At 35.9% G+C, this 14,802-nt stretch carries 8 protein-coding genes; 1 reads left to right on the top strand and 7 read right to left on the bottom strand.

Annotation, left to right across the window (positions count from 1 at the left end):
* Positions 1 to 95: 95 nt before the first annotated feature.
* From KHA97_RS24520 to KHA97_RS18265, 7 genes are all read right to left on the bottom strand, one after another.
* Positions 96 to 4,109 (bottom strand): DUF5722 domain-containing protein, encoded by a 4,014-nt coding sequence (locus KHA97_RS24520; RefSeq protein WP_213126203.1) that lies wholly within the window; start codon positions 4,107 to 4,109, stop codon positions 96 to 98.
* Between the two features lie 128 nt (positions 4,110 to 4,237).
* The gene (locus KHA97_RS18290; RefSeq protein WP_213126202.1) at positions 4,238 to 5,113 is read right to left on the bottom strand and encodes a carbohydrate ABC transporter permease; all 876 of its coding nucleotides are present in this window, start codon (positions 5,111 to 5,113) and stop codon (positions 4,238 to 4,240) included.
* 48 nt (positions 5,114 to 5,161) lie between these two features.
* Positions 5,162 to 7,087, bottom strand: a complete 1,926-nt coding sequence (locus KHA97_RS18285) for a DUF5711 family protein (protein WP_213126201.1) — start codon at positions 7,085 to 7,087, stop codon at positions 5,162 to 5,164.
* A 64-nt stretch (positions 7,088 to 7,151) separates the two neighbouring features.
* A complete protein-coding gene (locus KHA97_RS18280; protein ID WP_213126200.1) occupies positions 7,152 to 8,831 on the bottom strand; it encodes an ABC transporter substrate-binding protein in 1,680 nt (559 codons plus the stop codon).
* An 86-nt stretch (positions 8,832 to 8,917) separates the two neighbouring features.
* Complete coding sequence (locus tag KHA97_RS18275) at positions 8,918 to 11,224, bottom strand: alpha-L-rhamnosidase-related protein (protein ID WP_213126199.1); 2,307 nt, start codon at positions 11,222 to 11,224, stop codon at positions 8,918 to 8,920.
* Positions 11,225 to 11,462: 238 nt separating this feature from the next.
* Positions 11,463 to 12,566: a GntR family transcriptional regulator gene (locus tag KHA97_RS18270; RefSeq protein WP_233713620.1), complete on the bottom strand. Its 1,104-nt coding sequence runs from the start codon at positions 12,564 to 12,566 to the stop codon at positions 11,463 to 11,465.
* 124 nt (positions 12,567 to 12,690) lie between these two features.
* Positions 12,691 to 14,112 carry a CehA/McbA family metallohydrolase gene (locus KHA97_RS18265; RefSeq protein WP_213126198.1) on the bottom strand — a complete coding sequence of 474 codons (1,422 nt, stop codon included), beginning with the start codon at positions 14,110 to 14,112 and terminating at the stop codon, positions 12,691 to 12,693.
* 346 nt (positions 14,113 to 14,458) lie between these two features.
* Here KHA97_RS18265 and KHA97_RS18260 point away from each other — a divergent pair.
* Positions 14,459 to 14,802, top strand: a 344-nt coding sequence (locus KHA97_RS18260) for a helix-turn-helix domain-containing protein (RefSeq protein WP_325167493.1), incomplete at its 3' end; no start/stop codon positions are given.

The following is a 14,802-nucleotide window of genomic DNA, read 5'->3' as shown; positions in this document are numbered from 1 at the left end:
TGGATCCTATCATCCATTAAAGGAATTTCCTCTTTTCCATGAATGTTACACGAACAAAGCTGATGCTCTGTTTCTTGGACTGAAGTTGATACTTCTTATTTCATATATCCCACATAATCCACCTGGAACTCAGATCCCCAAGCTATATCGTTCCCAACTGCTCGAAACGAAATTTCAATTTTATTTATTTTGTCTTTTGATACCCAATCCTGAATATCTACACGTACTTCATTCCATTGATCCGGTCGCATCGAAAATGTTTCGCTCAATGATTCTGTGCCGCTATAAAGTGTAATTTTAGTTTCGTAGGTAGCGTTGGGAACACCACCATACGAATTAATAAAGTAAAATAACTCTGATGCACCACTTAAGTCTAGCGGTTTTTCCGGTTCTACATAAACCGTTCTCCATTGAGTCGCGGATACTCCAGCACCTTTAGCTGCTAGTATGGCAGAACCGAAATAGGGAGTTTGTGGACCATTCAAAAAGCTTTCACTGCTCGTAACAGCATCGACATTCGCTCCAGCAAGCCAGCCCTCAGTATCTTTTTCAAAATTGTAAAGGAGTCCTTCCGTCTTCTTTTCTATTTTCTCCAATACGTGTTTCCACACTTTTTCACGATATGAAAAGGCTACTGTAACATCTCCCCCTTCTGGAAGTTGCAACTCGGTTACTGTTAGCGTAAACGTCTTACTTTGTCCTGATTTAATACCGATCACTTTTAATGCGTCTTGATCAAATGTGACATATTCAGACCCTACTGCAATTTCTCCGTTTAAGTCCTTCTTATCATGATTCACTACCTCAACCTGGAGTTTTGTTCCTATTTGCAGGTTTTCTGTATCCATCTTGGCATTGATTTCAACATTTTTTTCTCCACCAACAGGTACAACATTTTCAGAGAAGGATACTTCATCAATTAAGAAGGTGCCTCCCCAATTATTTGTTGTAGTAGATTTAATCCAGACTTTAATTCGATCAATAGAGTCATTACCTTTCCAACTTTTTAAATTTAACGCAATTCTATTCCACTCATCCTCTTTTTCAAAAGAATATACGCCTTCCGCATAATTTTCGCCGCTATATACTTTCACTTTTGCAGTATATGGTCGACCTTTAGGTGCGTTTGGAATTTTCAAGCCAAGATTTAGATACGGAGTTGACTTAGCATTTATCGGTTTATCCAGTTTGATATCTGCTCCACGCCAATATTTTGCAAAAGTACTAAAATTGACTTGTAAAGACCCTTTTCCTGCCAATGGGTCTTTTGTATTCCATTCTACGGAGTTAGCATTATCTGCACGCTCCCATTTACCTATATCTTTATCAAAATCGCTTAATTTCTTTTCTTGTAATGGCTTCTTCACAATTTCTGTTCCAACAACCGTTGGAAGATTTCTTTCTGCCAATAAATCCGGGTTAAAACTAGGGATAACATCTTTCCAATCCTTGATTCCAATAATGGATTTCGCAAAATCAGTCACTTCAAGTGAACGTTCAGTATCAATATACTTCATGACATCGTAAATATATTTTTGTTTCTCTGGAGTATTAGTTCCTTCTTCCGCAAATGTCCACAAACCTAAATGCAGACCATATTCTGGTTTACTATCCACGTGACGGTGCAAGATAAAGGAGTCAATTCCATCTAAAAATTTAATTTTATAATAAGCATATGCATATGCCGCGGCTTGAAGTTTCTGTGACTCTAGTGAATTATCTAGACTGTGGAAGCCTTGTTCAGAGAGAATAATTCTGCGCATTTCCCCATCAAACAAATACTCTTCCTGTTTCATGTAGTCCACCAATACTTCAAGATTTTTAAATGTTATGACATTCGTGTCGAAACTATTGTCTGCACTTGGATCTTTCCAAAAAACAGGGTCGAATAGATTTTCGGGGTAAGGATGATATGCAATATTCCAAGGAATATCTCCTTCAGAGCGTATAAATTGCTGTAACATGTCTACAATATCACGCCCATCATAACTCCATTTTGATTCAGCTGGCATATCCTTATCCCAATTATGTGTTAAAGAAGTGTAAACCTTTCCATTTGCGTAATTGCTTTTTACAATTGTGTTAGTTAATCTTAATGTTTGGGCATATTCCTTAGCATAATCTGTAACAAGCTTTGGCCCCATATTATTCCATGTTTGATTTTCGTCTACTTCATTTCCTACGATGAAGTTAACAGCGCGCCCATACTTTTCATCGCTTCTTGTGTATCGTTCCGCAATAAAATTCGTAATCGCCTTATAATATTTCACACCGATCTCATTCGCTGTATTCATTGCATATACAATTCCGCCGGGTTCAGCCTCAGGATGAATAAGATGCTCATTTGGTGAGTCAGGATGAATGACATTGTATAGAATTAAGATTAAAGAAACTACATTATTATTATCTGATAGACTTTTAATACTGCTATCCAGACTTTTTATATAGTTTGCTTTAAAATAATAGGTTTCCCCTTCAAAATTATATTCGATTGTATTATTAGGATTGCTATTATCTTTATATAGCATCGAATCGTATGACACATTAATTGCCGCATGACTTACACCTAATTCTTCGGCATCATCTGTCATCTGTACTTGCAAGCCCTTTTTACTTTTTCCTTCTGGGAATGGATATTGATTTTGAGCCAATTTTCCTGGGTTCGTAATATAGTGAGGACTATCAACAAAGGACATTTCCCCATCCTTATTTTGCAACGCAACTACAAACTTTGAATATAAACGATTATGATCATTTTCCTTTAAAGAAACTTTTAAAGTGAAAGACTCTTTTGCTTCTTGCTGATAAATAGGTGTCATTTCCCCTATATTCGCTATCTTTTCATACGTTTGTAACTCATAAAGCAATAATTTTGCATCTTCATTTTCCTCTAAGTAGCTCTTATTAACTTTTCCACTTACTTCTAACGTATTTACATCAGAAATCTCACTTGCCGATATTTCCCCTTGATAGTCACCTTCCAAATTTAAAGAAATATCAAGCTTGAACTTATCGAAAATGAGAGAACCAGTTGGATTTGTTATGATTGGTTCAATCCGAAACTGAGCTAATGTTCCTTTCCATTTTGGGTTATTAGAGAAATTAAAATTATAGTTAATGAAATCCTTAGATGACTTTACATCAAATATTTTTGATTTCTCTTCATTCCATTCCAGATCATCTTCCGTAATCCAAGAAATTTTTACTTGTTTGGCATCCGTCGTATTTTTCATTGGGACAACTAAAGTATCACGAACTGATAATTCTTGTAGTAATCGAGGTGATTCTAGGTAAGTATTTTGATCCGTTACTTCATAATGGAGAGCTCCGCCTTCAGTCTGTAATTTACCATTATTAGCGGTAAAACCTTCCGTTTCTCCATCAACAGAGAACTGTAGATCTAATATATTTGTCGCTGCTATATAATCAATTTGGAAGCGGCCGTTCCAATAATCATAGCCTGGTGCTCCAGGTCCTATTCCTTCTAGGTTAAAGTTTTGTACAAATGAGAATTCGATTTTCGTAATAGAATCCCGTTTTTCCCAATTAGAAATATCGAGGAATAATGGATTCCATGTATTTGGATTGATTTTCGTTACAGATTCAAATACATCTTCCTCACTGTACAATTTGATTTTTAAGAAGTAATCAACGGATTGCCAAGCCCAAGAATTAGCGGCAAACGCAAAATACTTATAATCCGAAAGATCAAGCGGTGTCTCTAATTCCCGATAAATGGTTCTCCATTCATAAACCTTGACGTTTTCCGGAATCTGCTCTAAAACACCGGATCCCTCATATACCGGACTTTGCGCCAAACTAGTCGCATATATCACATCTTTTGTATTCTCTCCCGCTTTCCACTCAGAGGCCTGTTCTGGGGTGTTAAAATCATTTATAACTTTTCCAGCAAATATTGCATTACCTTTTCTATAATTATCTGATTCTACGATGTCAGAATGATAAGGACCTGCTAAAATCAACTCTGCAAACCCTAGTTGAAAGAGCATGACTAGAGCTACTGCCAACGTGTATAACTTAAAACGTTTCATAAATTCCTTTCCCTCCTTATTTTCCTCCACCAAAGCAACTTGCGACCATTTGTTCACATGAGATATCACCTCCTAAAATTCTTTTACAGACCAACTAAATTCCTAGGCCGAAAGTTGTGTTCAATATTTCACATATTCCTGTATAATCCCGGTAGATTTTAAAAACCTACAAAGGATTAATAGCATTACATTTTCAAAGCACCTTGCGTCATACCTTGAATGTAATATTTCATTCCAAAAATAAAGGTAATTAATAATGGAATGGAGGATATGGCAAATCCCGCGAATTGTATACCTGTAGCAGTTGTTCCAAATTGACTGGAAAACAAAGTTAATCCAACGGAAACGACTTGCTTTGCACTATCACGTATCACGAGTAATGGCCAAACGTAATCGTTATAAATTCCAACCGATTGCATGACAACTACTGTTGTTAAAATCGGTGTTGTCATTGGAATCACTATCTTTCGGAAAATGACAAATTCACTTGCACCATCAATTCTTGCGGATTCAAAAATACTATTTGGAAGACCATTCATAAAACTGCGACACAAAAATATCCCAAAAATCTGTCCTCCTGCGGTATGTTGTAAAATAATCGCCCAAGGAGTATTCGTTAGTCCTAGCTGATGGTGCAAAACGTAAGATGGAATCAATGTTAAAAGCCCAGGAACCATCATCATAGCTAAGAACAACATGAAAATAATTTCTTTGCCCGGAAACTTTTTCTTTGCAAACACGTATCCGCCCACAGAAGATAATGTCACAATGAACAAACATGCGACTCCCGTATAAAGGACAGTATTAATGATATATTTCCATATCCCTGCAAACGCCAATTTATAATTTGCAACTAGCCAAGGTTTTGGCATGCCCCAAAAGTTCCCTAAAATTTGTGAGTTGCTTTTGAAAGAAATAAAGATCATTAATAGGATTGGAACTAATGTAAGGAATAGAACGCATGCCAATATTAGAAATAAAATAATCTGAGGAACCGAAAAATCCTTTCTAATTTTCACTCTTTTTTTTGTGTTTGTTTTTTTGATGTTCTCTAGCTCCATCTCTTTGCCTCCCTCTTAAAATGGTGTTATTACACAGCTGGGAAAAGTTTAATCTTCAGATTTAACCATTCTAAGATTTATTAATGTAAGGATAAAAATCATTAAAAACATCACTACCCCAATGGAAGATGCATAGCCCATATCATTAAACTTCGTAGCCGAATAATACATTTGCAGTGCTGGTACATATGTGGAAATACCCGGCCCACCACCTGTAATAATCAACATGGAGTTAAAGTCTTGGATTAAGCCAATGATAGTCAAAACCATCAATAATTTAAATTGCCCTGCAATTAATGGTAAATGAATCGATCGTATAATCCTGAATGGACCAGCCCCATCAATCATCGCAGCATCCTTCAATTCATCTGATATTGAAATTAATCCAGAGTAATAAACGAGCAAGTGTAAAATGCTTATAAACGGAAAACCGATAAAAATAATCGCCCATAGCGCTGTATTCGGGTTGGCAAGCCATGCTTGGGTAAATGAACCTAAGCCAAAAAGCCGTAAAGCTTCATTTAATAATCCGCTTTTGGCACCGTAAATATTTTGCCAAATAAGGATATTGGCAACTGATGGTAGAATCATAGAAGCGACAAATAACGTCCGGAACCAATAAGTAGTTGTTTTATTGCGTAAGAAATAGAGCAATTCTGCCACAATAAGTGGTGGGATCATCAATTTAATAGTGCCGCTAATCATAATGATCACTAAATTTTTCATCCCGGTAATGACGTACTGATCATGTAGTATTTTCTTGAAATTATCTAAACCGATAAAGTGAGATTTCCCTCCAGGGTTCCATTCAAAAAAGGAATATATTAGTCCTGTTATTGCTGGGTAATATAAAAATAATCCGATAAAGATAATGCTTGGCAAAAGAACCAGATAATTATATTTTGCTTTCCAAATGTCCTTAAAAATCTTTGCATTCCCTTGTTTTATCGCTACGAAAATTATGGAGAGGACAACTAAAAGGATGATGAGCACAATTCCTGTTAATGTTATATTTTTTACTGTTTCAGCTTTTTTCGCTTCTTCAATAACATTTCCAACATCAAATAATTGAATAAGTCCTTCTTCCGAACCAGTAAATAACATTTTTCCCTCACCGCCAAAAGAAACGGCGCGAGCAATTCCCTTCCCTTGCTTACTCCAAAGCTTTTCTCCTTCTTGGCTTATTAAATAATAAAAACCTCTCATATCAGATGCGGAAAAGTATTGTCCATCTGCGGTAATATCCACATCTGTAATTCTCCAATCCGCTTGGGTATCAACTAATGTATTACCTTCTTGATCTAGTAAATAAATATGTGTATTATCGCTACCCATAGCAACCGTACCTAAATCGGAAATGGCTATGGCATTAATAATGCCTGCTGTAGAGATTTCGCTAACTTTTTTCCCGTGCGGATCAAAAATACGAATATATTGATCTGCTCCGCCTGTTGCAATCCATTCACCATTATTCGATACAGCCAATGACCTAATACTAAAACCAGAATCTATATTGTTTTTTATTTCTCCATCGTTATTTAGGAGAATGATTTCATTGCTTCCATTTAGGTAGACGGCTATTATAGCTCCGTCCTTTGAACTTACTACTGTTTTTACGGGTAAATTAAATTTTTGTTGCCATACTAATTTTCCTTGTGGATCATATAGCGAAAGGGTTCGATCGTCAGAGGAAATGATTGCAGACCCATCTTGCAATAAAGAAACGCCTGTCACAACATTCTTTGCTTCTAGCACTCTGATCATTTCTCCGGATCCATTGTATATATACGCCATTGCTCCGGACGTACCAACGATAAATTGTGTAGCGTCATTATTCACAGCGATGGAAGTAATATTCGATCCGTTTTCAACCATAAAGGAATCGTTCATTGCAGCTCTTACTGAAAAATTGGGGATAAGTAAAAAAATAATAAATAAGAGTGCTATTGGATGTTTAATTCTTTTTATATACAAATTCATAACACCTCTCAAACAAGGTGGAAATCTGCCCCGTTTAGGAGCAGATCTACCTTATTTTCTAGTTTCTTTCAGGTGGCTTTCTTTCTACATGCTCAAGATCAGAAAGTTCATAATTTCTTTCTTTTAAAGCACCTTCAAAATCTTTTTCAATATTTTTCTGGTATTGCTCTAAATATTCTTTCGTAGACATTTTGCCTGCAAAGTATTGCTGCGTTAAGCTTACCCAATCTTGAACACTAGGTTGATAGTCAGATAATCCGCGTGCCAATACATTCGCGGCATTTGGCAGACCTTCCATGTTTCCAATCGACTCAAACTGCGCAAATGCTTCTTCCATATCTGAAGGCAGCTGAATATCCTTAAGAGCAGGCGGACCAGTCAACGACATACTGTCGCTATTTTGAATTGCTTCAAGATAAATATTGTATCCTTCTGGACTAGTCCAAAACTGTAGGAAATCGACTGTTAAAGCATTTTGTTCGGCATCTTTTGCAACAGCACCATAAAAACCAATAGGAATATGGATAGTACGAGCATCCGCCAATACAAGATCGTCTTTAATAGTTGGGAAGTTAAAGAAACCATATTCAAAAGGCTCAACCCCACCTTCAGATCCTGTCAGTTCTGCATCTTTAAAATCCTTCGGAATCTGCCAGAAAAAGCTAGGATCGCCAAGCATTGTAGCTGACTTTCCGGTTAAAAACTCTTTATACGCTTCATCATCTGTCATCCCTGCAAAACCATCGGATGCATAACTGAATAACTTTTTCATATTTTCATAAAATCTTTCCCATCTTGGTTCATCCGTCATTCGGTAAGGAGCTTCTTTTTCATGAATCGCTTTCCAAACACGTAAATCATTTGTTGTAACATGAGATCTGTTATCGTTATACGGATCGCTAGGATCGTATTCCCATTGTCCGTCTAGCTTATCGAACCATGTATAATCATCTTCTTGGGAATGAACAAGTTTGATGGAATCTCTAAAATATTGGTCTGCATAAATTCGAATCGCCCAACCAGCCTTTCCAGACCATAAAGAAGTAGAATTCCCACCAATTGAAAATGGTGTGTAGCCTAGTTTTTTAATATCTTCAAACATCTTCATTAAGTCATCAAATGTTTCAGGAGGTTGGTCATAGCCTGCTTCTTTTAATATATCTTTGTTATAAATCCACATAATTTGAATAGATTCAAAGTTTAGACTTTCATACTTTTGGTCAGTGGCTTTATATACATCCATATTTACTTGCATCGTATCCAAATCAAAGCTTTCCTTCCAAAGCTTATTAGTATAAGGATTTACCTGATCAAAATATGGCAAGAAATCAATTAATTTATTATCTGATACAGAAGCTGGAATCACGTTCGCGGTTACAAGATCGACTTCAGGGACATCACCAGTAGCAAATTGTGCTGTCACCCACTCTTGATAGCCTTCAGTAGGTTTATTATCAACAATGACTTCTACACCAGGGTTCTTTTCCATATAGGCATCTGCAACTTTTCCCCAAACACTTTGATCTGCTGCTTGGCCTGCTGCTACACCAGACAATGAAATTCGAATTTTACCTTCTAGCTTTTTTTCGGGTTCTTTATTTTCTTCCTGTTGATTTGGTTGATTTGGTTTATCCTCTTTATTTGGCTCTGTCACAGTATTACTTTTACATGCCCCAAGAATAAGAACGAAACAGACAGAAATAACGAGCAGACATAATGTTTTTCCCTTTTTCACCACTTGTTTTCCCCCTAAAAAGTAATCAATACATTTAAAAGTTGCACTGCGAATGTTAAAATGTATCACCACCTCTCAATTTCTTTGAATTACTTTACTTTTTCGCCTAATAAAATCCCATTTACTTGTACATCTATTTCTGGACTAAATGTTCCTTCCCAATGAAGACCTTCCGGGATCTCAATCTGAAAGTTGATCCTCTCACCTTTTTTCTTCCAATCAACTTTAATTACTCCAATACGAGTTGGAATCGTTCCTCTTGCCCAATTCAAATTGTTTGTGAGCGGTTTCAAAGTAACCTTTTTATCGCCAAGTTGAGAAACATTAACGCCTAATATATGCTGTGTCATTAAATATGTTGGGCTCGATCCCCAGCCATGACATTGACTAACAGGAATATAATCGCGTAAATAGGTTGGTGTATGACCTTGATATGGGCTCGGAATTGTGCAATTCGCTGAATTAGGATCGAATGCTTCCCACCATGTCGTTGCACCCCTATTAATCATTTCTCCCCAGTATTCACGTATTCTATCAACTGCTTCAAATGAGTAATTTCTATTAAATAATTCTTCCAGAACAATAAAATAGAAAAATGGCCCTTTTAGTTCCGGTGCTTTCCGTTTGAGGAAATACTCCTTAATAAAATAGTCTGCATGATAATCTGACATGATTCCTGACCACATTGCGACAAAATTGGTTTGATATGTAATGCTGTTTGAATGTTCTTCTCCCTTTACACAATCCACATAAGCTTGATGATAGTCAGACCACATTGTAAGGTGAATTTGTTTCTTTAGTGCATTGGCTTTTTTTATCCATTCAACGGTCGCTGTTTTATCCTCTATAATTGCCGCAAGCTCTGCGGAAAGTAATAAAACTTTATAATAATAACAAGATAAAGCTGTTACTTTATCCCGGCGATCAATATATTCAGCCCAATCGATAAAACACCAATAATTTTTTCCTTCAATTGTAAACAGGCCGTCTTCCGCTTCATTTTTCTTAAACCAATCTAGTAATCTTTTAATATTCGGCCATAATTGCTTTAAAAAATCCATGTCATTTGTAAAATTCCAATAATCATATACGCCAAATAACCAATGGGCACAAAAGTCGGGAAGCATCATGTCATTTCTTTCAGGACCAGTCCCCGGAATGGAACCGTCTTCATTTTGAATTCTTGCACCTTGCAGCAGACATTTTCTAAGCAGCCTGTGATCTCCAAATACATGATAAATAACTTTACCCATGATTAATTCATCAACGACCCATAATGCCTTTTCTCTTAATGGTGTGTCTTCCAAATGGTCCTGGCTATTAATTTGGGTTGTGTATTTTCCGGTTTCCCATATTTGATTTAAAAGAGCGTCACTTGACTTAAATGTGCCTTGTGACACAAAAGGATAATGGACAAAGTTTAAATGTAAGTTATCGAGGGTAATTGGCTCAGGCGTTGCCTGCACAGCTATTTTCATGTATCGAAAAGCCCTTCTTCCAAACGGACTTAACTCATTTCTTCCTTTTTTCAAAATAAAGGTGTCATAAAGTGTTAAATCCAATGATTCACCATAATATAGCAGGATGACACCACCTAGTGGCGCGAGAACTTCGAGGTGTGGATATCCAACCACTTCTTTACTAAAATCATAAACGAGTGCAGGTAAAGAACCAGGTATACTTGCATCTATGATGATTCTAGATTCACCTATGTTTCCTTGTATATCTATAACGCCTAAATTATCTTCTTTATGAAAAACAGATTTTGGTGTGATGAGCTCTTGATGTAAAAAAGGAATTTCCCTTTTGATGAGATGAGGCCAAACAGAGGATGTATCTAAAGCATTTGCTATTTCTTGTGCTTGATTCCAATTAGTGTCATCATATTTCGATGTTTCCCACCCATCTTCTTCTTGAGCAAGGTAGATTTCACGGTAGCCATTCCAATTATGTTGCCTGCTTACATCTTGTACCCAGCGAGGAGACTGACGGCACTTCCAAGTACAATCAGTAGGAATGATTGTATTCTTCTTATTCGTTTCGATTTCCAGTTGGGCAATTAACCCTCCAGGACCTTGAAATTGTTGTGTGACAATTTCCGTTGTTCCGAAATTATATACTAATACAGCTATGGTATTTTGTCCTTTATGTAAATTGGCTGCTACTTCATATGTATCATAATATTTCCAGCTATTATCAGAAGGAGATGGACCTCTGCCTATCCTTTCCCCATTCATAAACAATATGTATTCCTGATTTGCAGAAATAGATAAATTGGCTGATGAGATGTCGACTTCCTCATCTACTGTAAACATCTTTCTAAATTCACAATAAACATTCGGTGTATTTTCAGGTAAATGGCTCCAAATCCACTTTGCTTCCCAATGTTGAGCCATAGTAGACTTTCCTCCCTTCAACGATAATAAAAGTATACTTTAAATCATAATATATACTTTTATTCATGTAAACCATTTTTTGTAATTAATGTATAGTCTTTATGTACTATTTTATCTTTACTGTTGCACCCTTGAGAACAAAATAACGCCTTTGTATACTTTTACAAATAATTAAAAAAGAACAGTTAGAAACAAACGAATCTAACTGTTCTTTATGAGCAGGATCTAATACGATTGATCATCTTTTCCTTGTACTCTCTCGAATAATAAGTTCAGGTACAATTTCATCCTTCAATATCTCTTCTTCATTTTCCTTTTTATTGTATTCTTCTACTAATATTTCAACGGCACGCTTTCCAAGATTTTGGGAATTTTGGTTAAAGGTTGTTAATGGGGGAGTTGAATATTTTGCTAGCGAAATATCATCGAAGCCAACAATACTAATATCTTCAGGTACCTTTAATCCCGAATCAATGGCCGCCCGAATAGCACCAATAGCCTTATAGTCACTTGTAGCAAACACTGCTGTTGGTGGTTCAGTTAGACTTAGCAATGCTTTCATCCCCTTATACCCCATCTCTTCCGTTTCTGAATTACCCTCAGCTATATAAATATAAGAGGGATCAAACTCGATTTGATGTTGTAATAAAGCGGATTTATATCCTTCCATTCGTAATGAAAATTCCTGATTTATATCCATAAAGGATTTTCCTGTTAAGATAATACCAATTTTTTCGTGTCCACAAGATATTAAATGTTGTGTTGCTAAATAACCACCCGTTATATTATTGATGACAACGTAAGGAATTTTTAAATGAGGATAGTAAAAATGTACGGTGACTAATCTTTTCTCTTTCATCTTCCAAGTCTCAAGCGTTTTTACCGAAATTTCTTGTGCACCTTGAACATGCGGTAAAACAATAAAGCCTGCTTGATTATCGTCTGGAAGCTTTTCATTCTCCCCTATTTTCCATGTTAGGAATTGGATTCCCTTTTCTTTGCATGACGAAAAAATCCCATCCATCAAGTCCTGGTAAAAACGATGTGTTAACACTTGTAATGGTGCATCGGGGTAAACAAAATACACTCGTTTTATCTTTAATTTCTTCGTTTCTTCGTCATCCTCAATTTTTTTAATAAAAGAACCTTTCCCGCGAATCCTAAATATGTACCCCTCGTTAGCTAGTTCAGTTAATGCCCTTCTTGAGGTAATCTCACTTGTATTAAAAATATCAGCAAATTCCTTTTGTGATGGAAGAGGCTGATCAACAGGAAATTCTCCATTTATAATCATATTTTTTATGTTTTCAAGAACATGCACATACATTGGCTTTTTTTCCAATCCAAATTCACCTCATTAAAAGTATACTTTATTAAAATATTATGTCAAATACATCTTTATGAAGGTATATTTGGAATGAAATTGCCAAAAAAACCACAGAACAACGACTGTGGTCCTTAAGTTATCATTTTTCCATTATCTCAAGTAATTGTCCATACTTCTTTAACTTCGGATTTTTACTGCCAAAGTAAATCGGATTAGTAAATCCATACAAACTACCATCTTTCTTTCTTACATCCACTCTTATCCAATGGTAGGATTTATCAAAGTCAAAATGGAATTCAGATTGATACCCAGTTTCTTTCTTTGCCACTTGCCCGTCTACAATCCATTCAAAGAAGATTGGGTCATCAGTATCTGCGAATACCTTAGCTGTACCCTTTTCTACATTACATAGATCACCAGAGATGAAATCATCAATTTGAAAATGAATAAACTCCCCTCGGGAGACAACGACATGTCCGTTTTTTACACCTTTAACAACATTTGCGGCAGTCAGTTGATCACAGAAAACGTAAGTTCCCGGGTCCCCAATTAAGGAAGGTTCGGTGCTTCCCTCATACTTTTCCGTTGGTTTATTATGCGAGTCGGAACCTCCAATCCCCGTAATCTTATGGCCATCATTTAATAGATGATTCCAAGCAATTAGCGCCATTTTCGTCGCTTCAATATTATCTTTGAAGGTTGGATCGTTCCAGATCTCGATTGAGTCGATTTTGTCCAACGGAGTTTCAGTAACTTTCCAATTAAAATGTTTCAAAAAAGGATGGCTGATAGAGATAAGAGCATTACCGTAATCCTCTGACAGTAGTTTTACATTCCCCTCTACCGAAAACATATCTTCTAATCTATGCTTTGAAAAAGGGGAGTCGTTCGTAGAAATCACATTAAAATGCCCTAAAATAGGGGATGAAACTTCAATACCAGGGATAACCAAAATTTCTGTTTCATCAAACCATGAGGTAGGAACAATATTATGATCAGTTGCAGCAAAAAAGTCTAGGTTTTGATTTTTGGCACTGTCCATGTTCTCTTCCCTCGTCATCTTTCCATCGGAGAATGTCGTGTGGGTATGGAAATCTCCCTTATACCACCTTTTGCTTTCATTAAAAATGATTTCATCATTTACATTCAGTAGGTTTTGGGATTGTTGTTCATCTTGCCAAATATATAAATCTGGTTTTCTATTGTCACTAGCTTCATTAAACATAATAGTAAAAGTGCACCAATTATTTAAAGCTTTTACTTCCTCTCTAGCTATAATTGATATATCAATTGTCCATTCGCCTTCCGGTATATCCCCATAATAGGTATAGGGTGAACTTTTTTCTTGTTCTTGATGAATAATGATTGGTTGAGGTGTACTAACTTTAATAAATTGTCCCCTTAATTTTTTTTGTTGATCATGAACGATATAGGTTAACCACATGTATTGTTCGTTTCTCACTTCAATGGAAACCGAATGGACATGACTAGGTACATTAAAACACAACAATTGATTTAACTGATGCGAATCTTTATCTTGCTTAACCTCTATTTCCAACAATTTGATCACCCCATTGATTTTTTCGTCCAATTTATTGATATGATTGCTTTATTGCAAAATATACGGGTTACTTTTCTTCATATATCTAGTTTGAATCCACGACTGAAAATAAATTACTGTTCTCATCCTCCAATTGTTCTTAATATTCAATTATAGGTTATACTACTACACGCTATTAAAAAACAAAGAGATTTTGTTTTTAATCTATGATGTTAAATCTATTTATCATTAGATAACACAATCTCAATGTCATATATAAAACGCTTGGAACTGAACTCTGATATGCTCCCAATAAAGTAGACAGATCAAATAATAAAAATCTGTTTGCTTTACTGGGGGCTTTTCTATGGGAAAGAGTGCTTTTTCTGCACAAGAAAAGTATGAGTTAATTTTAGCGTTTAATGAAAGACAAACCTCAATTCAAGACTTCTGTTCGCAATATAATATTTCTGATGAAACAATGAAAGAATGGATTTACCTCTATCAGAAATATGGAATAGAGGGGCTTAACAAATTCGGTAAATGGAAACGTTACTCTAAAGAGGTCAAAACAGCAGCTGTTCTGGATTACCTTTCTGGGAACGATTCTTTAATGGGGATTGTACACAAATATGAATTATCTAGCACATCAGTGTTGAGACAGTGGATAAACAATTATAATAATCATAGAGATTTAATAGAGACGCAAAG

Origin of the sequence: Lederbergia citri, from assembly GCF_018343625.1 — a bacterium.
GTDB classification, from domain to species: Bacteria; Bacillota; Bacilli; order Bacillales; family Bacillaceae_C; genus Lederbergia; species Lederbergia citri.
This window is presented reverse-complemented; position numbering and strand designations above follow the sequence as displayed.